Here is a 23000-nt window from a genome sequence, read left to right on the forward strand (position 1 = left end):
CGGCCCGGCGCGGTCCGGCCGGGCCTCACACGGCCATCGGCCGGTCCCTGGGAGACACTGGTGCAGGCAGCCGCGAGCTGCCCGTCAGATGGCGGTCGACGGCCGCGGCGACCGACCGTCCCTCCGCGATCGCCCACACGATCAGCGACTGCCCGCGCGCGGCGTCCCCGGCGGCGAACACACCGGGAACGTTGGTCGCGAAACCATCGTCCCGGGCGATCGTGCCGCGCGGGTCCAGACGCAGGCCCAACTGGCCGATCAGCCCGTCCTCCTGGTCGGGGCCGGAGAAGCCCAGGGCGAGAAGTACGAGGTCGGCGGGCAGCGACCGCTCCGTACCCGGTACCGCCTGCCGCCGCTCGTCGACCTCGACGACGTGCAGCCACCGCACGTGCCCGTCCGCGTCACCGGTGAAGCGGAGCGTGGACGCCGCGAACAGCCGCGCGTCCGCGTCCGCCGCCGGGGCGGTCCGCAGGTCCCGTGCCTCCTCGTGTGCCGCCGACAGCCGGTACAGCCTCGGGTACGTCGGCCAGGGGTGGGCATCCTCGTCCCGCTCGGCACCCGGCTGGGCGTAGATGTCCAGCTGGGTCACGGACGCCGCCCCCTCGCGTACCGCGGTCCCCAGGCAGTCCGCCCCCGTGTCCCCGCCCCCGACGATGACGACATGCTTGCCGGCGGCGGACAGCGGAGAGACCTGCAGATCCCCCTCGCACACCCGGTTGGCCAGCGGCAGGTACTCCATCGCCTGGTGTATTCCGTTCAACTCGCGGCCGGGCACCGGGAGTTCCCGCCACGCCGTGGCTCCCGTGGCGATCACCACCGCGTCGTAACGGCCCCGCAGACCGGACGCCGGCACATCCCGCCCGACCACCGTCGAGGTCCGGAACCGCGTCCCCTCCGCCCGCATCTGCTCCAGTCGCCGCTCCAGATGCCGCTTCTCCATCTTGAACTCGGGGATGCCGTAGCGCATCAGACCGCCGACCCGGTCGTCCTTCTCGTACACGGCGACCGTGTGCCCGACCCGCGTCAGCTGCTGCGCCGCCGCGAGCCCGGCGGGCCCGGAGCCGATCACCGCGACCGTCCTGCCCGACAGCCGCTCGGGAGGCCGCGGTGGGGCGAACCCCTCCTCCCAGGCCCGGTCGGCGATCGCGCACTCGACGTTCTTGATCGTGACCGCCGGCTGGTTGATCGCCAGCACACACCCCGCCTCGCAGGGCGCCGGGCACAGGCGTCCGGTGAACTCGGGAAAGTTGTTCGTCGCGTGCAGCCGGTCACTCGCGGCGCGCCAGTCCTCCCGTGACACCAGGTCGTTCCACTCGGGGATGAGATTGCCCAGCGGGCACGCGTGGTGGCAGAACGGGATGCCGCAGTCCATGCAGCGGTCCGCCTGCTTGCTGATGATGGGCAGCAGCGCACCGGGGACGTACACCTCGTCCCAGTCCCGTACCCGCTCCTCGACGGGCCGCCGCGGCCACTCCTGGCGCGGTGTGCTCATGAACCCCTTGGGATCGGCCATGGTCGTCTTCCTCGCGTACGCGTACCGGAGGTACTGGGTGTACGACGGGCCGTGCGCCACCGGCGGACGCCACTCTTCCGGCCACGATACGTCCGCGGCGGCAGCCGCGCAGAGCGGCCGGACAGCGCTTTCTGCCAAGGTGTCCCGGCCGTCCCGTCAGGCGCCCAGCCGCTCACCGTCGTCCTGCCAGGCCCGCAGGACGGCCTCCACCGCCGGTGCGATCCACCGCCGCGCCTCGTACCGCGGCACGCCCCTCATCAGCAGGTGGTCGTACGGCGTGTCCACATGCCGTACGGCGGCCACGACGGCGGAGATCACCGCCCCCTCCGTCAGCGCCCGCCCGGCCGCACTGCGCCCGACCCGCCCGCTGCCCCGCACAGACGCGTGCGCCGCGATCGCCCGGGCCCGCTCGGCCGGGCAGCCGGGAAACAGTCGCAGTATCTCGGCCGTGAACGTCCCTACGAACCGCTCGTCCTCGGCCGCCCTGCGCCTGGCGTCCCGCGCCCTGCGCCGACGCCGGGCCTCCGCGTCCGCCAGGCAGCGTGCCTCGGCGCGGGCCAGCGCCGCCTCCTCCACGAGCACGCCCTGCCGCTCGTACCGGCTCCGGCGCCGGTTGAACCGCACCACCACCGCCGACAGCGTGCTCTCCTCCCGCGACCTGCGGGTCAGCGCCGTGTCACCGCGTGGCAGGAACACCAGATGCCCCAGGTCCACGCAGTCCAGGCAGCGCGGCGCCCCGTCCTCCAGGACGAGCAGCGACAGCGGCCCACGCCGGCACGCGGCACACCGCTTGCGCTTGAGGGGCTGGATGGCAACAAGCCCGCTGGAGGAGAAGGGAGTTGCGGGAGGCGTCATACCCGTTGCTTTCCCCGTCGCCGTCCCCCGGCACCACCCCGGCCCTCCACCCCAGTCCTTTCCGTCAGTCCTCTCTTCCAGCCCTCGCCTCTCTTCTCGTCCAGTAGTCCTCTCGTGCAGCCCTTTCCGCCGGCCTCCGCGGGCGACCACTCGGCCCCTACGGCCGCTGCCACAGCCCCTGCCGCACCCGGCATGATGGGCCTGTGCGACTCGAAGCGATCACCTGGGACCGGCTCGCCGAACTGCTCGCCGACCGGCTGACCGGTCTGGAGCCCGCCGACGGCGGTGCCTGGCCGCGCGTCGGTTTCGACGGAGCCCCGGCCGCCCGCCCCGGAGACCTCGCCGAGCGCGTAGGGCAGGCGCTGCGTGTGCGCGGCCGGCCCTCACTGGTCGTAGGCGCTGAGGGTTTCCTGCGCCCCGCCTCACTCCGCCTGGAACACGGGCGGCGCGACGCCGAGTCGTACTACGGCGGCTGGTTCGACACGGGCGCCCTGTGGCGCGAGGTCTTCGGCCCGCTCGAGCCCGGAGGCAGCGGGCGCGTCCTGCCCGACCTGTGGGACCCGGCCACTGACCGTGCCACCCGCAGCCCGTATGTCCAACTTCCGCCCGGCGGAGTCCTGTTGATGCACGGCCCTCTCCTCCTTCGGCATTGGTTCCCCTTCGACCTGACCGTCCACGTCCTCCTCTCTCCGGGGGCCCTGCGCCGCCGTACCCCCGAGACCGACCACTGGATGATCCCCGCCTTCGAGCGCTACGAGACCGACACCGACCCCGCCGCGACCGCCGACGTCCTCGTCCGCGCCGACGACCCGCGGCATCCCGCCTGGAGCGGCTGATCCGGCCGGGCGGACCATGGCTGGGTGCAGGAGGCTGCCGCCTTCTGCGTCGATCAGAGCCAGCCGTTGCGCCGGAACCCTCGGTGCAGCGTCAGACAGGCCACCGCCATCACGCCCATGACCAGCGGATAGCCGAACCGCCAGTGCAACTCCGGCATGTGGTCGAAATTCATGCCGTACACCCCGCACACCATCGTCGGTACGGCGATCACCGCTGCCCAGGCGGTGATCTTCCGCATGTCCTCGTTCTGCGCGACCGTCACCTGCGCCAGATGCGCTTGCAAGATGGAGTTGAGGAGTTCGTCGAACGCGGCGATCTGCTCCTTCGCTCGCATCAGATGGTCGAGCACGTCCCGGAAGTAGGCCTGAATCTCCGGGTCGACCACCCGTATCGGCCTTGTGGCCAGATCCTCCACCGGGCGGCCGAGCGGCACCACCGCCCGCTTCAGTTCCAGCAGTTCCCGCTTCAACTGGTAGATGCGTCCGGGGTCGGTCCGTGCGCCGTTCTCCGAGAACACGTCCGTCTCGACCTGGTCGATGTCGGCCTGCAGCGCATCGGTGACGTTCAGGTACTCGTCGACGACGTGGTCGGCGATCGCGTGCAGGACCGCCGCGGGCCCCTTGGCGAGTTGCTGTGGGTCCGCCTCGAGTTCCTCGCGCAGCGGGCCCAGCGAGCCGTGCCGGCCGTGCCGAACCGTGACGACGAAATCCGGGCCGACGAACACCATGATCTCGCCGGTGTCCACCACCTCGCTGGTGGACGTGAGTTGCTCGTGGTCCACGTAGCAGACGGTCTTGAACACCGCGAAGAGTGTCTCGCCGTACCGCTCCAGCTTCGGACGCTGATGCGCCTCGACGGCGTCCTCCACCGCGAGCGGATGCAGGTCGAACAGCTCTGCGATGCCCGCGAACTCACGGACCGTCGGCTCATGCAGCCCGAGCCAGACGAAGCCCCCGTGGCTCTTGCGGACCATCTCCACGGCGGCCACCAGGTCCGTGCATCCCGGCACGCGCGCGCCGTCCTGGTAGGTCACGCAGTTCACCACCGAGGACCCGAGCGGTGACCGGGCGGGATGGCTCAGGTCCACGCGGGGGCGGCGCCGGGTCAGGCGTGCCATCCGGCGCAGTCCACCGACCTTGCCGAGCCCTGTGACCTTCCGCAGATTGCCTGCCATGGACATCTGGATCTCCTCGCATGGATCTCCTTGCGCAACGCCTTCGCGCCTTGCCCGGCAAGTCTGCCAGTCTCGGACAAGACGCGGGTGAGCCTGTGGGAACGTCTGGTTCCGTTTGGTTCCGGCCTGTGGACAGAGGGCGCACCCCCTGCGGACGGAGCGGCGACCGTCCCGGGATGTGACGTGGTCTCGGGTGGTCGGTGAAGCTGCCTCTGCATGGGCGAGGGCTGCTGGCGCTTATGTCCGGCCAAGCACAGGCAGAGCGGAAAGCCTCGGTGAGCAGCCCACGACGGGCCCGCACTCGCCGCGGAGTCCCGGGGGCCGCCGACGGCGAGGCGGATGGTGGGGGATGAGGCACCCACGGAGTGTTGGCCTGCTTGGGGGGCGAGGGGCCCATACGATGAGCCCATGATGTCCAGCGCTCGCATCGGCTCCGAGGTGAGTCCCGTGCGCTGGATCTGGCTGGTTCCTGCCCTGGTGGCGGAGGTGCTGGGGAGGCATGCCCTGTCGCCTACCGGTACGCCGGCCGGGGGTCGGCACGACGTGATGGTGTCTCTTGAGTCGGCAGGGCATCACTCGGCGCATGCCCACCGTGTCGGTGGAGACTGTCGGCATCTGTCGCATGCGGGCACCGCTGGCGTGGTCGTCGACCACGCTCGAGGGACATGGGCGGCAGGCGGTACACGCACTGCCCATGTGCCGCCGGCTCTGATGCCCGCCCTGACTGCTCGCCTCGAGCCTGCGGCGAAGGCCTGCAGCGATCGGGCCGCTGGTGGCGCTGACGGCCGCGCATTGCCTGATCTTTCCGAGCCGCGGCTCCTGCGGATATAGAGGCGCCCGCGCGACACCCTCCTGGCAGGGGTGGCGTGCTCCGGCCTGTCTGAGTCCGTTTCTTCCCGTGCATGGGCGCGGGCGCTTCAAGGAGTTGTTCTCATGGCATCTCGCCGTTCTCGCATCCGCCGGGCCGTTGCCTCGGCCGCTGCTGCCACCGCCGCGGTCCTGCTGGCCGCCTGCGGCAGCAGCAGCGATTCCTCCTCGTCCCCGTCGTCATCGGGGCACTCGGCCCACGACATGGGGGTGATGTCCTCCGCCGGCCCCTCGGGCACCGCTTCTGCCATGCAGGGCAGCCACAACGCGCAGGACGTGTCGTTCGCGCAGGGCATGATCCCGCACCACCGGCAGGCCGTGGCGATGGCCGATCTGACTGCCTCGCGGGCGAAATCTCAGTCGGTGAAGGATCTGGCCGCGAAGATCAAGCAGGCGCAGGACCCGGAGATCAACACCATGTCCGGCTGGTTGAAGGCCTGGGGCGAGAAGGTCCCTGACGGCAGCATGCCCGGCATGGAGAGCATGCCGGGCATGGGCCACTCCGCCTCGTCGATGCCCGGCATGATGTCGGCCGACGACATGGACAAGCTGAAAGGCCTGTCCGGTGACCCCTTCGACAAGGCGTTCCTGCAGATGATGATCAGCCATCACCGGGGTGCGATCGAAATGGCGAAGACCGAGCAGGCCAAGGGCGCCTACGGTCCTGCCGAGACGATGGCGAAGTCGATCGTCACCTCGCAGTCGGCCGAGATCACCGAGATGAACAAGATGCTCGGCAAGCAGTAGATCCGTCAGCCGGGCCGGGCTCGGGGCAGCCGCCCTACCGCCCCCCGAGTCGGCGGCCCGCTTCAAAGGCCCGAGGGATTCATGTAGGTCCCATTCACCGCCGCAACACCCAGGGGGTGCACCGCTCGTGGGGGTGCGCCATCGGGCCGGGGGAGGGTGACGAGGGACCACAGCGCACACCGGCAGCAGCACCGGCGACATGTTCAGTGGGGGCGCCGGTGCGTGCCGGGTTTCCGTTCCGCCGGCCGCTGAGGACCGCCCTGGCCGCGGACACCGGTCCATCACTGTGAGGGAACTGACCGGCACACCGTCATGGTCGGCGGCCCGGAGGCATCGATGCGGGCCTGTCCCCGGCCTCGGTCTGGGTCTCACTCGCGGGCTCGCTGCTCTGCCGTTCGCGCTGACCCCCCGTGAACCGGTGGCTGATCGGCCGCGGCAAGGGGAATGCCGTCGTGCACGCCCATCACTCACGGCCGCCGTGTTCCACCCGGCCCGGGCCCCACCGCTCAGGCCGGACCTGTTTGCCCCGGCTGTGGTGGGTGAGTCGACAAGGGCCGGTGGGTTTCAGCAGGCACGGCCGGCCCGGTGTGCCGCCTCCGGTGATCAGAACGAGGAGGCATCACCGTGACCACCAGCGTGAAGGACATGCTCGCCACCTACCCCGCCGACCTCGGCGACGTCGACCGGGACAAGCTCACCCGCTGCATCGAGGAGTGCATCGCCTGCGCCCAGGCGTGTACGGCCTGCGCGGATGCCTGCCTGTCCGAAGGCATGGTCGGCGAGCTGACCAAGTGCATCCGCACCGACATGGACTGCGCCGACATCTGCAGCGCCACGGCCGCCGTCCTGTCCCGCCACACCGGCTACGACGCCAACATCACCCGCGCGATCCTCACTGCCTGCGCCACTGCCTGCAAGGCCTGCGGCGATGAATGCGCCTCCCACGCCGACCAGCACGACCACTGCCGCATCTGTGCCGAGGCCTGCCGCTCGTGCGAGCAGGCCTGCAACGAACTGTTGCAGTCCCTCGGCTGAACCCGTTGCCCGGCTGCGCTGCCCTCAGTGGGCCTGCGGCGCAGTTCGGGCCAGAACGGCGAGCAACGGTCGTGAGGACCGTCGTCGGAAGGTTGCGCTCGCGCTTCCGCGGTGAGGCGACCTCCCAGCTCAGCGGATGCGGCGCAGGGCGGCCCAGCTGCCCCAGCCTGCCTCGGACTCTGTGGCCTGCCAGGTGCCGGGCAGAGCGGCAGCGACGGTGGCTGCGGGAAGATGGAGCGGCCCGTCGCTGCCGAGCTGGTTGATCCACAGCAGTACTCCGCCGGGTGCCAGGACGCGGGCGGTTTCAGCGGGGAACAGGAGCATGTCGATCGCCACGATGGCGGCGACGCAGGCGTCCGCCAGCGGCAATCTGCTCGCGTCGGCGCGCACCCGCCACGAGGAGCGGCCATGGGCTTGCTGCAGCATGCGCATCGACAGGTCCACGCTGATCACCTGCGGGAAGACGGCGGTCAGTGCGGGAGTGGAAATGCCTGTACCGGAACCGAGTTCGAGACACGGCCCCTGGGGCATCGGACCGCCGCGGGTGACGGCGTCGCGTAGGGGGTCGTCGCGGCCGGTGGCGCGGGTGGTGTCCCAGTCGGCGGCGAGCTGGTCGAACAGATCGGCGACGAACTGCGCTGCTTCGGCGGTCCACGGCCGTCGGCCGGCAGCCAGGTCGTGAGCGAAGGCCCGGAAGGACTCGGCGGCGCCGGGCGGCGTAGCCGGTTTGCCGTCCGGGCTGGGCAGGACGCGCGGCAGGGTGGCAGTCACACACGTACTCCACCATGGGTCCGACACCGCGTGGATCGACCCGGGGGCGGAACGGCCCCTCCACCCCTGGGTGGAGGGCCCGTTCCGATCGTTGTGCCCGCAGTCCACAGGCCCGGGTTGTCGGCGTCGAAGAACACCGACACGTTTTCTTCGGCAGGACGCTGGCGGTGTTGACTGAGCCGAGCGGGACCCGCTGGCCCTCCTCGACGGTGGCCGGATGGGGTCGGGCTGTTCATGTCGAGCCGTCGGCCGTCGAGGGCCCAGTCGTAGCTCAGGGCAGTCGGCTCGGCTCCCGCTTCCCGCTGCTGAAGAACACCCACGCCGGCGGGTACCTGTGGAACGAGCCGAGCGACACCGCACTGACCGGTCGCCAAGCCGCTCAGGCTCGCCAACCATCAGGCAACGTGCCCCGGAGGGGCAGGACAACTGGGATGATCGCGGCATGACACCATCCGACGGCTATCTCCTGGACAATCGGCAGGCGGAGGCGGGGCAGCGTTTCGACGCCTTGGCCACCCTTTTCGACCCCGTCACCTTCCGGCACTTCGAAAGGTTCGGGATCGGGCCTGGCTGGCGCTGCTGGGAAGTCGGGGCCGGCGGCACCTCCGTGGTGTCCTGGCTCGCCAAGAAGGTCGGACCGACCGGCAAGGTTGTGGCCACGGACATCGACACCTCGCGGCTCACCACCGCGGCCCGGCCCCCGGTCGACGTCCACGTCCACGACGTGGGCGCCGAAGAGCCGCCGGAGGAGGGCTTCGACCTGGTGCACGCCCGGCTGGTCCTCGTTCACGTGCCGGACCGGGACCGGGCGTTGCATTCCATGATCAAGGCGCTGCGGCCCGGCGGACGGCTACTCATCGAGGACGCCGACCCCGCCCTGCAGCCTCTGCTCTGCCCGGACGAGTGGGGCCCCGAGCAGCGGCTCGCCAACCGGCTGCGCCAGGGCTTCCGCGAACTGCTCGCCGGCCGCGGCGCCGACCTGTCGTACGGCCGCAAACTCCCGCGCCTGCTCCGCGAGGCCGGACTGAGCGGGGTGGAGGCCGACGCTTACTTCCCGCTGACCTCACCTGCCTGTGCCGCCCTCGAGGCTGCGACGGTCCGCCAGATCCGCGACCAACTCGTCACCGCGGGCCTGGCCACGGACGAGGACATCGACCAGCACCTGGCCAACGTCGAGTCCGGCGGCATGGACCTCGCCACCGCACCGATGATCTCGGCCTGGGGGCGCAAGGGCTAGGCCGTGCTGAAGGGGCCCCAGGGAAGTACGCCCGACGTCCTACCGAGGCGGCCACCGCCGGCCACGCAGGCGTCAGCCGTCACCGGGCTCCCGCATTTCCCCGGCACCGACATGCGTATCCGCCCGGACTTCGGTTCCGCTCCCAGCTCTCATCCCGGTCGCAGCCTCGGTCTCGGCGCGGGCAACGTCCCAGGGCCGGCTCCAGGGCATCGCCTCGTCCCGGGCACGGGCACCCGCCGGACAGGTTCAGTCGCAGTTCCGGCCTCAGTCGCAGCCTTGCCCTGATGTCGGCGTCGACCCGGGCCGGCCCCACGCTTCCCTCCGGCACAGGCATGGGCAGGCCTCGCACCGGCACAGGTTCCGGTCCCCGGGCGCGGTGGTCTGCCGCCCACTCGTTCCACTGCCCGGGCGCCGGTCAGGCGGCCCTGAGTCGCCGCTTCGGGGCGGGTACGTGTCCGTGGCCAGGAGGAACCGGCAGGAAGGTGTCAGCCGGCACTGCTACGGGTCTCGGCTACGGGTCCGGCCTCGGTCCCCGGGCGTGGTGGTCTGCCGCCCACTCGTTCCACTGCCCGGGCGCCTGCCAGGCAGCCCCGCGCTGCCGCCTCGGCCGGGGCCGCGCCTGCGAGCAGGGCGGCGAGGAACGTGCCGGTGAAAGCGTCGCCCGCGCCCGTCGTGTCCCGGGGGGCCGCGGGGGCGGCGGGTACCCGGGCGAGCACGGTTCCGGAGCGGGCCACCACGGCCCCGTCCGCCCCGGACTTGGCCACCACCAGCGGGACCAGGCGGCTCAACTTGGCGGCCGCGTCGGCCGGATCGGGCAGACCGGTGAGCAGGCACGCCTCGTCCCGGCTGGGCAGCAGGATGTCCAGGCCGTCCGCGAAGGCCAGGAAACGGTCCACGCCGAGTTCCACGAGGAAGCCCGCCGACGCCGGGTCCAGGCTGACCGGTACGCCACGCGTGCGTGCCGCCGCGAGCGCCACTTCCGCGAGAGCCCGGCTGGAATCCGTGAACAGCAGGTACCCGGACAGGTGCACCCGCGCGACCCCGTCGAGCAACGCGTCCGTCCAGTCCGCGGGTTCGAGCCGCAGGGACGCCCCGCTGTCGGTGAGAAACGTGCGCTCGGCCGCCGCGCCCGTGTCCACCAGGCAGACGACCGTCCCGGTCGCCGCCTCAGTGTCGATCACCAGCCGGGGCCGCACCCCGGCCGCCACCAGCTCCCGCTCGTGCCAGTCGGCCGCGTCCGCGCCGACCCGCCCCAGCAGCCGCACCTCCGCACAGCCCGCGTGAGCGGCCCAGCAGGCCACGTTGGCCCCCGCTCCACCGGGCAGCGTCCGCACCACGGCGGCCGTGTCGGTGCCGGCCGCGAGCGGACCGCGGTGCCGGGCGACCACGTCCGTGACGACGTCCCCCACGACCAGCAGCGCACCCGCCGGCCCGGCGGTCACGGCCTGGTCCACGCCGCGGCGATCCGGGCGGCCAGGCGCACGTTGCCGCGCACCGCGGCCAGGTTGGCGCTGAGCGAGGCCCCGTCCGTGTGCCGGACCAGATAGTCGAGCAGGAACGGCGTGACCGCCTGACCGGTGACTCCTTTCTCCTCGCAGGCGCCCAGCGCGTCGGCGAGCACGCGCGCGTGCAGCCCGGGATCGAGTTGCTCCGCCTCCGGGACGGGGTTGGCGACGATCAGCGCCGAACCCGGCGCGGCGAGCGCGTCCTGCGCCCGCATGACCGACGCGACCTGCTCCGGGTTGTGCAGCGTCCACTCGACCGGATAACCCGAGTCGCACAGGTAGAACCCGGGGAACCGGTCCGTGCCGTACCCGGCGACGGCCACACCCAACGTCTCCAGACGCTGCAGGGTCGCCGGCACGTCCAGGATCGACTTCACCCCCGCGCACACCACCGTGATCCGGGTGCGTGCCAGCAGCCCCAGGTCCGCCGACTCGTCCTGCGTCACCGTCCACTCCCGGTGCACACCGCCCAGCCCGCCCGTGGCGAACACCCGGACACCCGCGAGCGCGGCCAGCTGTGCCGTCGCCGACACCGTGGTCGCCCCGCTCGCCCCCGCCGCCACGGCGAGCGGCAGATCGCGGTGGCCCAGCTTGCGGATGCCGTGCTCGTTCGCGACCCGCTCCAACTGCCTCTCGTCCAGGCCGACACAGGGGCGCCCGTCGAGCACGGCGATGGTCGCCGGCACGGCGCCCTCCTGCCGCACCACGTCCTCCAGCTCCCGTGCCACCCGCAGATTGCGCGGCCTGGGCAGCCCGTGCGCAATGATCGTGGACTCCAGAGCGACCACGGGCCGCCGGGCGGCGATCGCTTCCCGGACTTCTTCCGACACCACCAGCACCACGTGCCCGCCTCCCGTCAGTCGGTCCTCTCTCGATCCCTGGCGGCTGCCACGCCCGCATAAACGCTTGCGGCCTGTGGGGGACGCCACCAGCCTGGGCGGCATGAAGGACAACACCATGCGCCTCGACCACGTCGTCCTGTGGGTGACCGACCCGGCCGCCGCGGCCGACTTCTACGAAAAGGCCGTCGGCCTGGAGCCGTTGCGCCTCGCCGAGTACGTCAACGGCAAGGCGGCATTCCCCTCCGTACGGGTCAATGAGCACACCATCATCGACCTCTCCCCGCGCGCCTCCGCCGAGCGCATGAAGGTGCTGCCCGGCTCGGCCGACAGCGCGGGCCACCCTGTCAACCACATCTGTCTGTCCCTGCCGTCGGACACCTTCGACGCCCTGCGCGCCCGCCTGACGGAACACGGCGTGCCCATGTCGGAGATCGGCCACGACTCGTACGGAGCCCGGGGCAAGGCCCCGCGCAGCTTCTACTTCAAGGACCCCGACGGCAACGTCATCGAGGCCCGGCACTACGCGTAGCCGCATCCGGGCGCGGTCAGAACAGCGGCTCGGGCAGCACGCCCTCCAGCGCGAGCAGCTTCCGCTTGGTCTCCAGGCCGCCTCCGAAGCCGCCGATGCCGCCGTCGCTCTCCACCACGCGGTGGCACGGCACGACGACCGGCAGCGGATTCGCCCCCATGGCCGCGCCCACCGCCTGCGCCCCGCCCGGCTGCCCGACCCGCCCGGCGAGGTCGCCGTACCCCACCACCGTGCCGTACGGCACACCGGACGCCAGCTCGCGCAGCACCTGCCGGTTGAAGCCCGTGATCAGCGACCAGTCCAGCGGCAGGTCGAAGTCATGACGCTCACCCGCGAAGTACGCCTCGACCTGGCGTATCGCCTCGGCCAGCAGCGACGAGTGCGGATCCTCGGCCGGCTCGCCGCCCAGCCGGGCCGCGAGCCGCTCCAGAGCCCGGTCGCGCACCGCGTCCGTGGCGTGGAAGACGACGTTGACCAGTCCCTCGCGGGTCGCCGCCAGCATCAGCGGGCCGATGCCCGTGTCCACGACGGCCCACACCACCCGCTGCTCGTCCTGCCCATGGCTGTTCATGCGCCCACGGTACGGCCCGGCACTGACATTGATAGGGGTATGCAGGTTCCGGTGGTCGTGGCTCGGGCACTGACTGACGCCCTGCTGGGTTGTCCTGGCGTTGTTCTGTCCGGCCACCGGGGCTTGTTCTCATGGCTTCGGCCGGGCGGAACATGACCTGATAAGAGCTTGGTCAGAAGCCCCCTCAACGTCCTGTCTGCGCCACCCGGCCGACGCCTGCCTCCGGCCAGGAAGGCGTTACCAGCATGGCAGCAGTGGCGGCAGAGGACACAGCCGGGCAGAACGTGATCGGCGGGGTCGGCTCCCACGCCGGGACGCCCCACGTCGCTGTCATCAGCGACAACGGCGGCCACCTAGCGGACGCCGAGTCCGCCACCACCGCCGCCGGGTATGCCGCGGCGCTCGCCTTCCTGACCGCGCACGGACACGTGATCCCGATCGGCGTGGAAGGCACTCCCTCCTACGGGGCGGGCTTCACCCGCACCGCCCGCTCCCAGGGACTTCACATCGTGGAGGTCAACCGGCCCGACCGGGCTGAACGCCGCCGCATCGGCAAGTCCGATCCCATCGACGCCTGCGCCGCCGCCCGCGCCGCCCTGTCCGGACGGGCCTCCGGCGCGCCCAAGGGCGACACCGTCGCGGGGATACGCGCCCTGCACAACGCCGCTCGCTCGGCCGTCAAGGCCCGCACCGCCGCGCCGAACCAGATCGGCCAGATCCTCCGGCTCCTGAAACGGGCGATCGCCCGCGAGATGTTCCGCTGCCTGACCATCCCGGTCACCGTCCCCGGCATCGCCGATCTGCGGCCTCTGCGGCAGGCCAAGAACATCACCCTCACCGCCGCAGCCCGCCACTTCGGAGTTTGGCCGGCCACCATCTCCACCCTGGAACGAGGAATCCGCCGCGAGACACCCTCGCCCACGCCTACCGCGACTGGCTCCAGGCCGCTTGACGAGCAATAGGAGCTTCAACGCCGTCCGGCCGCCCGCCGCTCAGTGCGCGCCGAGGGCCGACTGGATCACGTCCGGCTCATTGGTGATGACCCCGTCGACGCGGTAGCCCGCCATCCTTCGGGCCGTGGCCGCGTCGTCGACCGTCCACGAGAACACCCCGAGGGGCCTGCCGTGCGGCCCCGCGAACGCGTGCACGCTCGTGACGTAGCCGAGAGTGACCGACTTGTACGAAGGATTGATCAGATCGGTGAAGCGCGCGTACCGGTTCAGCTGCGCCAGGGGCGGCTTGCCGAGGTAGCCGGTGGTGACGGCGGGCCGCAACTTGTGGACGGTCCGCACGCTGTCCGCGCTGAAGCTCTGCACGATCAGCCGGCCCAGGTGCTCCCGGTCCAGCCAGCCCTCCTTGGCCAGGAGTTTCAAGGTCTGCTGCTCGATGCCCGGGTACAGCTGCGGACTCTTGATCTCCAGGAGCAGCCTCTCGTGGTTGTGTTCGACCCGGCGCATGTACTGCCGCAGCGTCGGCACGCGCGTGCCCGCGTACCCAGGGGAGAACCAGCTGCCCGCGTCCAGCCGGGCGATCTCGGGCGCGGTGAAGTCCTTCACCTTCCAGGGCGCCCGGTCGGGGAAGACGGCCTCGGCGTTCGTGGTGCGCCGCAGGTTGTCGTCGTGGATGACGACCAGTTCGCCGTCCTTGGTGCGCTGGACGTCGTTCTCGACCCACGTGAAGCCGAGCTTCGCGGCCTTGTCGATGGAGGCCAGCGTGTTCTCGGGCGCGTACGCGGAGGCGCCCCGGTGGGCGATCACGGTGGGCCCGCGTGTCCCGCCCGCACGGGCATGGGGGACATGGGCGTCAGAAGCGGGAGCGGCACGGATGTCCGAGGCCGGAGTCTGCAGGACGGCCGTCCCCAGGACCGCGGTGACCACGGCGGCGACTGCACGCGCGAACATGCGTTCTCCTCACGTCGGGCGAACACCTACGGCTACAGCCTGACAGCAACACGTGATCGGCGCCCGGCTCACCATGACCACACATAGGACCGATGGGTCCCCGCGTCTTCACCGGCGCCGCACAACCGGGCAAGGGCGTGTTTCTTTGCCGGAAAATCGTTCGACCATTCCGGTGGGGGTCATACTCTCTGCGACAACCCTGACCGCCCGCGCGGTCCTGGGACGGGGGCATGTTTCAGGTATTCCGGGACGTGAGAGGCGGAGGGGCAGCCGCGCATGCAAGGCACGGTCGACGGATTCAGCTACGGGGCCGTCACCCCGCTGGTGGCCTACGTGATGGCCTGCCTCGGCGGTGCTCTCGGCCTGCGCTGCACCACCCGGTCCCTGCTGGTCACGCACTCCCGGCGGCCCGCCTGGCTGGCCCTCGGCTCGGCCGCGATCGGCTCCGGCATATGGACCATGCACTTCGTCGCCATGATGGGTTTCACCATCAGGGAGACCCCGATCCACTACGACAAGGCGATGACCTTCGCGAGCCTCGGCCTCGCCGTCCTCATGGTGGGCATCGGGATCTTCATAGTCGGTTACCGGGGTGCCACGGGCACCCCCCTCTTCACCGGCGGCACGATCACCGGTCTGGGCGTCGCCTCGATGCACTACCTCGGCATGGCGGGCATGCGGTTCGACGGGCGCTTCAGCTACAACACGTTCACCGTCGCCGCGTCCGTCGTCATAGCGGTCGTGGCCGCCACCGCCGCCCTGTGGGCCGCGGGACGCGTCCGTGGCCTCCTGTGGAGCGTGGGGGCGAGCCTCGTCATGGGGCTCGCGGTCAGCGGCATGCACTACACCGGCATGGCCGCGCTCAGCGTCCACCTGCACGGCACCTCCGGTGCCCCCGGCGGGGCGCCCGCGGCAGCGACGCTCGCGCCGATGCTGATCGGCCCGCTCGCTTTCCTGCTCCTCGCGGGAGCCCTCGTCATGTTCGACCCACGGATGGTCACGGGCCGGCCCGACTGGAAACCGGTCGAGCACAAGCCGGGCGTCCCGGCCGCCGCAGTCGCCTCCCATCCGGATCGCCGCCCGCCCCACCCCACCGCCCGGAGGGCCGGACGGCCGGAGCCCCATGGCTCCCGCACCCCGCAGAACCGCTGATCCGGACCGGTTGTCAGTGAGGGGTCGTACGGTGGATCCATGCGGCCCGTTTCCCACATCGAACGCACGGTGGCGCCCTTCGAGGTCGTCAGCCCCTACCAGCCCAGCGGCGACCAGCCGGCGGCCATAGCCGAGCTGGCCAAGCGCATCAAGGCCGGTGAGAAGGACATCGTCCTGCTCGGTGCGACCGGCACCGGCAAGTCCGCCACCACGGCGTGGATGATCGAGAAGCTCCAGCGCCCCACGCTCGTGATGGCGCCGAACAAGACGCTGGCCGCCCAGTTGGCCAACGAGTTCCGCGAGCTTCTTCCCAACAACGCGGTCGAATACTTCGTCTCGTACTACGACTACTACCAGCCCGAGGCCTACGTCCCGCAGTCCGACACCTACATCGAGAAGGACTCCTCGATCAACGAGGAGGTCGAGCGGCTGCGCCATTCGGCGACGAACTCGCTGCTCACCCGGCGCGACGTCATCGTGGTCGCCTCCGTCTCCTGCATCTACGGCCTCGGTACACCACAGGAGTACGTGGACCGGATGGTCCCCCTGCGCGTCGGCGACGAGATCGACCGCGACGAGCTGTTGCGCCGCTTCGTCGACATCCAGTACACCCGCAACGACATGGCCTTCTCCCGAGGCACCTTCCGGGTCCGCGGCGACACCATCGAGATCTTCCCGGTCTACGAGGAGCTGGCCGTCCGCATCGAGATGTTCGGCGACGAGATCGAGGCGCTGTCCACGCTGCACCCGATCACGGGCGAGATCATCAGCGACGACCAGCACCTGTACATCTTCCCCGCCTCCCACTACGTCGCCGGCCCCGAACGCATGGAGCGGGCCGTCAACGACATCGAGAAGGAGCTGGCGGAGCGCCTGGCCGAACTGGAGAAGCAGGGCAAGCTCCTCGAGGCCCAGCGCCTGCGCATGCGCACCACCTACGACATCGAGATGCTCCGCCAGATCGGCACCTGCTCCGGGGTGGAGAACTACTCGATGCACTTCGACGGCCGCTCGCCCGGTACGCCGCCGAACACCCTGCTGGACTACTTCCCCGACGACTTCCTGCTCGTCATCGACGAGTCGCACGTCACCGTCCCGCAGATCGGCGCCATGTACGAGGGCGACGCCTCCCGCAAGCGCACCCTCGTGGAGCACGGCTTCCGCCTCCCCTCCGCGCTCGACAACCGGCCGCTCAAGTGGGAGGAGTTCCAGGAGCGCATCGGGCAGACCGTCTACCTGTCGGCGACCCCGGGCGCCTACGAGCTCTCGCGTGGGGACGGCGTCGTGGAGCAGATCATCCGACCGACGGGCCTGGTCGACCCGGAGGTCGTGGTCAAGCCCACCGAGGGCCAGATCGACGACCTGGTGCACGAGATCCGCAAGCGCACCGAGAAGGACGAGCGCGTCCTGGTCACCACGCTCACCAAGAAGATGGCCGAGGACCTCACCGACTACTTCCTGGAACTGGGCATCCAGGTGCGCTACCTGCACAGCGACGTGGACACCCTGCGCCGCGTCGAGCTGTTGCGCGAGTTGCGGTCCGGTGAGTTCGACGTCCTGGTCGGCATCAACCTCCTGCGCGAGGGCCTCGACCTGCCCGAGGTGTCCCTGGTGGCGATCCTCGACGCCGACAAGGAGGGCTTCCTGCGCTCCGGCACCTCGCTGATCCAGACCATCGGCCGCGCGGCACGCAACGTCTCCGGCCAGGTCCACATGTACGCCGACAAGATCACCCCGGCGATGGAGAAGGCCATCGAGGAGACCAACCGCCGCCGGGAGAAGCAGGTCGCGTACAACAAGGCCAACGGCATCGACCCGCAGCCGCTGCGCAAGAAGATCAACGACATCGTCGCGCAGATCGCCCGCGAGGATGTCGACACCGAACAGCTCCTCGGCTCCGGCTACCGCAAGCTGAAGGACGGCAAGGGCGCCAAGGCACCCGTCCCGTCCCTCGGTGAGAAGGCGGCCAAGGGGGCCAAGGGCGGCAAGTCCGCCAAGTCCGTCAAGGGCAAGGCGGCTGCTGCGGTGCCCACCGACCGCCCGGCGGCCGAACTCGCCGAACAGATCGAGGAAATGACCGAGCGTATGCGCGCCGCCGCCGCGGAGCTGCAGTTCGAGATCGCAGCCCGGCTGCGCGACGAGGTCTCCGAGATGAAGAAGGAACTGCGCCAGATGCGGGAGGCGGGCCTCGCCTGAACCCGTCACCGTGCCGGGCCTCCGCACCTGCGCCAAGTGTTGCAACACCGACACAAAGCGCGGGCCGGGGTTCGGCCCTGTCGGTGCCCCTGCGTAGGGTTCTGAACGACCGTGCACTGCACGGCAACAGGGGAACACCGAGAGGGGAAGCAGCCGTGTCCGTCAACTTGACCAAGGGTCAGGCCATCAGCCTGGAGAAGAAGGACGGAGGCACCCTGACGGCGGTCCGCATGGGGCTCGGCTGGCAGGCGGCGAAGCGGCGGGGCCTGTTCGGCTCGCGCACCAGGGAGATCGACCTGGACGCCTCAGCGGTCCTCTTCGCCGAGAAGCAGCCGGTCGACGTGGTCTTCTTCCGCCACCTGGTGAGCGACGACGGCTCCGTGCGCCACACCGGCGACAACCTGGTCGGCGGCGTGGGCCAGGGCGGCGACGACGAGGCGATCCTCGTGGACCTGCAGCGCGTCCCGGTCCACATCGACCAGATCGTCTTCACCGTGAACTCCTTCACGGGTCAGACGTTCCAGGAGGTGGAGAACGCGTTCTGCCGCCTCGTGGACGAGACCAACGGCCAGGAACTCGCCCGCTACACACTGGCGGGCGGCGGCGAGTACACCGCCCAGATCATGGCGAAGGTGCACCGGGCGGGCTCCGGCTGGACCATGACGGCCCTCGGCACCCCGGCGCACGGCCGCACCTTCCAGGACCTGATGCCGGCGATCCTGCCGCACCTGTAGGACCGCCCGCTCATCCGGCGAGGGCGTAGGACATCACGACACACGGGGGCAGGGGCGATGACGGCCGAACTGGTCCGGGGGCAGAATCACCCACTGCCCAGTGCCCGGCTGGAGATCCGGATCACGTCCGGCGTGCCGGTCCTGGCCGGAGCGACGCTCGGCGACGAGACGGGAACGGTGCGCGGCCCCCAGTGGGTGGTCCACCCCGGCGCCCCCGCCCGGTCCGGCCTCGAAGTGCCCCGGCAGGCCGCCACCGAGCACCGCCTGACCGTGGACCTGGCCGCCCTGCCCGAAGCGGTGCACCGGGTCGAGGTGTTCCTCGCCCTGCCGGCGGCGACACAAGGCCCGCTCCGGTTCGGGGCCGTCGCCGCCCCGCACACCACGCTCACGGCCGCGGACGGCACCGAACTCGTCGGTTACACACTCACCGGACTGGACGCCGAGTCGGCCGTCGTCGCCGTGGAGCTGTACCGCCGTCAGGGCGCCTGGAAGGTGCGCGCGGTGGGCCAGGGCTACGCGGGCGGCCTGGCCGCGCTCCTGGCCGACCGGGCACTGCGCGAGGCCGACGACATCACGGCCGGGATCCAGGACGCCGTGGGCCGCAGCCCGGCCCGCGCGACAACGGACCCGGCGCCCCGGCCGCAGGACACCTCCGGCTTCTCGTCCCAGGAGCCCTGCAGTTCCTCGTCGCAGGAGATCTCCGGGTCCGTGACGGGGCAGCTGCCGTCGTACGACACCCAGCGCCTGTACGACGCACCACGCCCGCACACCGCCGAGGCACCCGACGGTGGTGAGGGCACCGGCGGCCCGATCGACTACACCCACCCTCGCCGCCGTACGCGTACCTCCCCGCCACCGCCTGCCCCGGCGGCGCCTCCGGCCGCCGACGGCGTGCCCGCGCAGCCCGTCGCCGGGGACGCGGCGGGCTGGTCGATGGAGGAGCGGCTCTACAACCAGGTGTGGGGGATGTTCGAGGACCTCGCTCGCACCACGGCCGCGTACCGCAGTGCCGTCGACTTCGCCGACTCCCGCATGGAGAAGGAGCTGGAGCAGTTCCTCGGCGACCCGCGCCGTCGGCTCGGCACGGCGGGTGAGGCCGCACGCGAGGCGGCCCGTGTGCGGCGGGGCAAGCTGGTCGACGAGGCGCGCGCGGTCCTCGAGCGTGACCTCGCCCAGTTGACCGCCGAGTCCGAGGTCGTCGAGCCCGCGCTCCCACCGGCGTATGCCCGCTGGGACAATCCCGTCTGGCACGGCTACCAGGTACCGTCCGACTCCGCGATGGCCGTGCGCGTCGGTGACCTCCACCTCCCCGAGTGCGCGCCGCTGCGCATCCCGCTGCTGGTGAGGCTGCCGTTGGAACGGGGCCTGTGGATCGACAGCGGGTCCGCGGCGGCATCCGGTGGGACCTTCCCCGACCTGCGGCACCTGGGGATGGAGACGGCGGTGGCCCTCGCGGTCAGGATGCTCGCCGCGCACCCGGCCGGGGAGTTCGCCGTGCAGGTCATCGACCCGGCCGGCGCGGGAGGCCGGGCGCTGTTGCCGCTGACACGGACGGAGGCACTCGCCGTCCCGCCCGCGAGCGGCGCACGGGGCGTGACGGACGCGCTGGAGAGACTCACGCGGCGGGTCGACCTGTTGCAGATGGCGGTGCGCGGCGGCGCGGCCGAGTCACTGCCGCCCGATGTCGACCTCGCCCGGCAGCTCCTGATCGTCAACGACTTCCCGCACGGCTTCGACGACCGGGCCGTGACCCGGCTGCGCTACCTCGCCGACGAGGGCCCGGCCGTCGGCGTGCACCTGCTGATGGTGGCGGACCGGGAGGACGCCGCCGCGTACGGCCCTCTGCTGGACCCGCTGTGGCGTTCGCTGATGCGGCTCACTCCCGTGCCCGACGACCATCTCGCCGACCCCTGGGTGGGGCACGCCTGGACCTACGAACCGGCGCTGGTGCCGCCCGGCAGCCAGATCCTCCAGCAGGTGCTCACCGAGGTGGCTAAGGCAAGAACCAAATACAGGTAAAAGGGGTTGACCAGGGGTTTTTGACCTTTCTTTGCTAATCACTTTACCAATACTTGGTGATTGGGGTACCGTTTTCCGTGCCGTCAAGCCGGAGGTGCCGTGGAAATCTCCCCGACCCTGTGGGTCCTCACTGTCCTGGGCCTCGCCGCCCTCATCGCCGTCGACTTCATCATCGGCCGGAAGCCGCACGAGGTGTCGGTCAAGGAAGCCGGGGTCTGGACCGTCGTCTGGATCGCCCTGGCCGGACTCTTCGGCCTCGGACTGCTCGTCTTCGGTGGCGGGCGGCCGGCCGGAGAGTTCTTCGCGGGCTTCGTCACCGAGAAGTCACTCAGTGTCGACAACCTCTTCGTCTTCGTCCTGATCATGGCGAAGTTCGCCGTCCCCCCGCGATATCAGCAGCGGGTCCTGCTCGTCGGCGTCCTCATAGCCCTGGTCCTGCGGGCCGTCTTCATCGCCGCGGGAGCCGCGATCCTCGGCAGCTTCTCGTGGGTGTTCTACCTCTTCGGTGCCTTCCTCATCTGGACCGCCTGGAAGCTCGTCCAGGAGGCCCTGGCCGACGAGGAGGACGAGGAGTTCGAGGAGAACAGGCTGCTGAAGGCCGCGGAGCGCAGGTTCGGCGTAGCCGACCGCTACCACGGCACCAGGCTGTGGATCCGTCAGAACGGCAAGCGGGTCATGACCCCGATGCTCGTCGTGATGCTGGCCATCGGCAGCACGGACGTCCTGTTCGCCCTGGACTCCATCCCCGCGATCTTCGGCCTGACCCAGGACCCGTACATCGTCTTCACCGCGAACGCCTTCGCCCTGATGGGGCTGCGACAGCTGTACTTCCTCATCGGCGGCCTGCTGGAGAAGCTGGTCCACCTGTCGTACGGCCTGTCCGTCATCCTCGGCTTCATCGGCGTCAAGCTGGTGCTGCATGCGCTGCACGAGTCCGGTGTCCATGTCCCTGAGATCAGCATCCCGCTCTCGCTCGGCGTCATCTGCGGGGTCCTGATCGTCACCACGATCACCAGCCTGGTGGCCTCCCGGAAGCAGGCCGCGGCACAGGCAGCGCGGGCGGAGGAGAGCGAACGCGTTCCGAAGGAGGCCGTCGACGCCTGACCGGGTTCACCGAGGGGATCCCGAGGCAGATCAACCCCTGACCCCGCCCGGTCAGCCCGTGGCCGGCTCCACCGCCGGCACGGGCACCGGCCGGGTCTCCGGCAGCAGCGCGAAGCAGGCCAGGCTCAGCAGCGACATCCCCGTCAGATACCCGCCCACCGCCCAGGGGACGTGCCCGCCGCGGTGGGCGAGTGCGGTGGCCACGATCGGGGTGAGAGCGCCACCGAGGACTCCGCCGAGGTTGTAGCCCACCGCCGCACCCGTGCAGCGCACCCGAGGCTCGTACAGCTCCGGCAGATACGCGGCGATCACGGCGAACATGGTGATGAAGGAGATCAGGGCCCCCAGGATGCCGAGGAACATCGGCATCGGCTCGCCCGTCGCCAGGAGCGCGACCATCGGCAGCATCCACAGCGCGCACGCGGCGCATCCCGTCAGGCACATCGGACGGCGCCCGTAGCGGTCGCCGAGCAGTGCCATGAAGGGGGTGAGCACCCCGTTCACCACCACGGCCGCCAGGACGCAGGTCAGCATGACCGTACGGCTCACGCCGAGCCGTTCCGTCGCATACGCCAGCGACCACGTCGTCACCGCGTAGAAGACCGCGTAGCCCGCGGCCAGCGCCCCGGCCGTCAGCAGCACCAGGCGCCAGTGGTTCCGTACGACCTCGGCGATCGGCACGCGCGCGTGATCGTCGATCTCCAGGAACCGGGGACTTTCCGTGAGCGACGAACGCAGCCACAGCCCAGCCAGCGCGAGCACGCCGGCCAGCCAGAACGGCACGCGCCACCCCCAGGCTGCGAACCGCGCGTCGGACAGCGCCGCCGACAGCGCGAGCATCACGCCGTTGGCGAGCACGAAGCCGAACGGAGGCCCCATTTGAGGGATGCTGGTCCACACAGCGCGCCGTCCCGCGGGCGCGTGTTCGGCGGTCAGCAGCACCGCACCGCCCCATTCTCCGCCGAGCCCGAGCCCCTGCAGAAAGCGCAGTGCGAGCAGCAGCAGCGGAGCGGCCACACCGATCCTCCCGTACGACGGCACGCAGCCGACCGCGACCGTCGAGGCGCCGGTCAGCAGCAGGGAGAGGATCAGCACCGGTCGCCGGCCGCGGCGGTCCCCCAGATGCCCGAACAGCACCGAGCCCAGCGGCCGGGCCACAAAGCCCACGCCGAACGTCCCGAACGCCGCGAGCGTCCCCGCCATCGGCGAGAACGTCGGGAAGAACAGAGGCCCCAGGACCAGAGCCGCCGCCGTCCCGTAGACGAAGAAGTCGTAGAACTCGATCGCGGTGCCGGCGAGGGAGGCGGCTGCGAGCCGCAGCATGGACGGGGCCTTCACGGCGCGTACATCGTGCATACCGCGTCAACTACCCACCGTGATCAAGGGTTACGGGGGCGTGCGGACGTGACCA

The 23000-nt window shown here is 70.9% G+C and carries 21 protein-coding genes; 12 read left to right on the plus strand and 9 right to left on the minus strand.

The window, feature by feature from the left end:
* Positions 1-25 precede the first annotated feature (25 nt).
* Both K7G59_RS07630 and K7G59_RS07635 read right to left on the minus strand, forming a co-directional pair.
* Positions 26-1513, minus strand: a complete 1488-nt coding sequence (locus K7G59_RS07630) for a glutamate synthase subunit beta (RefSeq protein WP_225831431.1) — start codon at positions 1511-1513, stop codon at positions 26-28.
* Between the two features lie 156 nt (positions 1514-1669).
* Positions 1670-2368 carry a DUF2293 domain-containing protein gene (locus tag K7G59_RS07635; RefSeq protein WP_225831433.1) on the minus strand — a complete coding sequence of 233 codons (699 nt, stop codon included), beginning with the start codon at positions 2366-2368 and terminating at the stop codon, positions 1670-1672.
* Positions 2369-2571: 203 nt separating this feature from the next.
* Here K7G59_RS07635 and K7G59_RS07640 point away from each other — a divergent pair, with 203 nt between their 5' ends.
* Positions 2572-3204 carry a uridine kinase gene (locus K7G59_RS07640; RefSeq protein WP_225831435.1) on the plus strand — a complete coding sequence of 211 codons (633 nt, stop codon included), beginning with the start codon at positions 2572-2574 and terminating at the stop codon, positions 3202-3204.
* Between the two features lie 53 nt (positions 3205-3257).
* On the opposite strand, the gene K7G59_RS07645 is transcribed toward K7G59_RS07640, so the two are convergent.
* Positions 3258-4385, minus strand: a complete 1128-nt coding sequence (locus K7G59_RS07645; RefSeq protein ID WP_225831437.1) for a magnesium and cobalt transport protein CorA — start codon at positions 4383-4385, stop codon at positions 3258-3260.
* Positions 4386-4790: 405 nt separating this feature from the next.
* On the opposite strand from K7G59_RS07645, the gene K7G59_RS35275 reads away from it, so the two are divergent.
* The 3 genes from K7G59_RS35275 to K7G59_RS07660 all read left to right on the plus strand — a co-directional run bounded on the left by K7G59_RS35275 (position 4791) and on the right by K7G59_RS07660 (position 7028).
* Complete coding sequence (locus K7G59_RS35275; protein WP_225831533.1) at positions 4791-5210, plus strand: DUF6153 family protein; 420 nt, start codon at positions 4791-4793, stop codon at positions 5208-5210.
* A gap of 102 nt (positions 5211-5312) precedes the next feature.
* The gene (locus tag K7G59_RS07655) at positions 5313-5993 is read left to right on the plus strand and encodes a DUF305 domain-containing protein (RefSeq protein ID WP_225831439.1); all 681 of its coding nucleotides are present in this window, start codon (positions 5313-5315) and stop codon (positions 5991-5993) included.
* A 624-nt stretch (positions 5994-6617) separates the two neighbouring features.
* Positions 6618-7028, plus strand: a complete 411-nt coding sequence (locus K7G59_RS07660) for a four-helix bundle copper-binding protein (protein WP_225831441.1) — start codon at positions 6618-6620, stop codon at positions 7026-7028.
* A gap of 129 nt (positions 7029-7157) precedes the next feature.
* On the opposite strand, the gene K7G59_RS34955 is transcribed toward K7G59_RS07660, so the two are convergent.
* Complete coding sequence (locus tag K7G59_RS34955) at positions 7158-7799, minus strand: class I SAM-dependent methyltransferase (RefSeq protein ID WP_225831443.1); 642 nt, start codon at positions 7797-7799, stop codon at positions 7158-7160.
* Positions 7800-8241: 442 nt separating this feature from the next.
* On the opposite strand from K7G59_RS34955, the gene K7G59_RS07670 reads away from it, so the two are divergent.
* Complete coding sequence (locus K7G59_RS07670) at positions 8242-9036, plus strand: methyltransferase (RefSeq protein ID WP_225831445.1); 795 nt, start codon at positions 8242-8244, stop codon at positions 9034-9036.
* A 485-nt stretch (positions 9037-9521) separates the two neighbouring features.
* Here the strand turns inward: K7G59_RS07670 and K7G59_RS07675 are convergent, their stop codons facing one another.
* Positions 9522-10490 carry a PfkB family carbohydrate kinase gene (locus K7G59_RS07675; RefSeq protein ID WP_225831447.1) on the minus strand — a complete coding sequence of 323 codons (969 nt, stop codon included), beginning with the start codon at positions 10488-10490 and terminating at the stop codon, positions 9522-9524.
* Positions 10475-11383, minus strand: coding sequence for a pseudouridine-5'-phosphate glycosidase (locus K7G59_RS07680; protein ID WP_225831449.1), 909 nt, complete (start codon positions 11381-11383; stop codon positions 10475-10477). The genes K7G59_RS07675 and K7G59_RS07680 overlap by 16 nt, the downstream gene beginning before the upstream one ends.
* A gap of 100 nt (positions 11384-11483) precedes the next feature.
* Here K7G59_RS07680 and K7G59_RS07685 point away from each other — a divergent pair, with 100 nt between their 5' ends.
* Positions 11484-11912 carry a VOC family protein gene (locus K7G59_RS07685; RefSeq protein WP_225831451.1) on the plus strand — a complete coding sequence of 143 codons (429 nt, stop codon included), beginning with the start codon at positions 11484-11486 and terminating at the stop codon, positions 11910-11912.
* Positions 11913-11928: 16 nt separating this feature from the next.
* Here K7G59_RS07685 and K7G59_RS07690 read toward each other — a convergent pair whose 3' ends face one another.
* Complete coding sequence (locus K7G59_RS07690; RefSeq protein ID WP_225831453.1) at positions 11929-12483, minus strand: methylated-DNA--[protein]-cysteine S-methyltransferase; 555 nt, start codon at positions 12481-12483, stop codon at positions 11929-11931.
* 245 nt (positions 12484-12728) lie between these two features.
* Here K7G59_RS07690 and K7G59_RS07695 point away from each other — a divergent pair, with 245 nt between their 5' ends.
* Positions 12729-13445 (plus strand): transposase, encoded by a 717-nt coding sequence (locus K7G59_RS07695; protein ID WP_225831455.1) that lies wholly within the window; start codon positions 12729-12731, stop codon positions 13443-13445.
* A 30-nt stretch (positions 13446-13475) separates the two neighbouring features.
* Here K7G59_RS07695 and K7G59_RS07700 read toward each other — a convergent pair whose 3' ends face one another.
* Positions 13476-14384, minus strand: coding sequence for a glycerophosphodiester phosphodiesterase family protein (locus K7G59_RS07700; protein ID WP_225831457.1), 909 nt, complete (start codon positions 14382-14384; stop codon positions 13476-13478).
* A gap of 276 nt (positions 14385-14660) precedes the next feature.
* Between K7G59_RS07700 and K7G59_RS07705 the strand changes: the two genes are divergently transcribed.
* The 5 genes from K7G59_RS07705 to K7G59_RS07725 all read left to right on the plus strand — a co-directional run bounded on the left by K7G59_RS07705 (position 14661) and on the right by K7G59_RS07725 (position 21589).
* Positions 14661-15536 carry an MHYT domain-containing protein gene (locus K7G59_RS07705; protein WP_225831459.1) on the plus strand — a complete coding sequence of 292 codons (876 nt, stop codon included), beginning with the start codon at positions 14661-14663 and terminating at the stop codon, positions 15534-15536.
* Between the two features lie 39 nt (positions 15537-15575).
* Positions 15576-17732, plus strand: coding sequence for an excinuclease ABC subunit UvrB (uvrB, locus tag K7G59_RS07710; RefSeq protein ID WP_225831461.1), 2157 nt, complete (start codon positions 15576-15578; stop codon positions 17730-17732).
* Positions 17733-17887: 155 nt separating this feature from the next.
* A complete protein-coding gene (locus K7G59_RS07715) occupies positions 17888-18466 on the plus strand; it encodes a TerD family protein (RefSeq protein WP_225831462.1) in 579 nt (192 codons plus the stop codon).
* Positions 18467-18523: 57 nt separating this feature from the next.
* Positions 18524-20485, plus strand: coding sequence for a TerD family protein (locus tag K7G59_RS07720; protein WP_225831465.1), 1962 nt, complete (start codon positions 18524-18526; stop codon positions 20483-20485).
* Between the two features lie 99 nt (positions 20486-20584).
* Positions 20585-21589, plus strand: coding sequence for a TerC family protein (locus K7G59_RS07725; protein ID WP_225831467.1), 1005 nt, complete (start codon positions 20585-20587; stop codon positions 21587-21589).
* 51 nt (positions 21590-21640) lie between these two features.
* On the opposite strand, the gene K7G59_RS07730 is transcribed toward K7G59_RS07725, so the two are convergent.
* Entirely contained in the window at positions 21641-22912 is a 1272-nt protein-coding gene (locus K7G59_RS07730; protein WP_225831535.1) for an MFS transporter, read from the minus strand.
* Between the last annotated feature and the right edge of the window lie 88 nt (positions 22913-23000).

Source organism: Streptomyces sp. NK08204 (assembly GCF_020400585.1).
Lineage (GTDB): Bacteria > Actinomycetota > Actinomycetes > Streptomycetales > Streptomycetaceae > Streptomyces.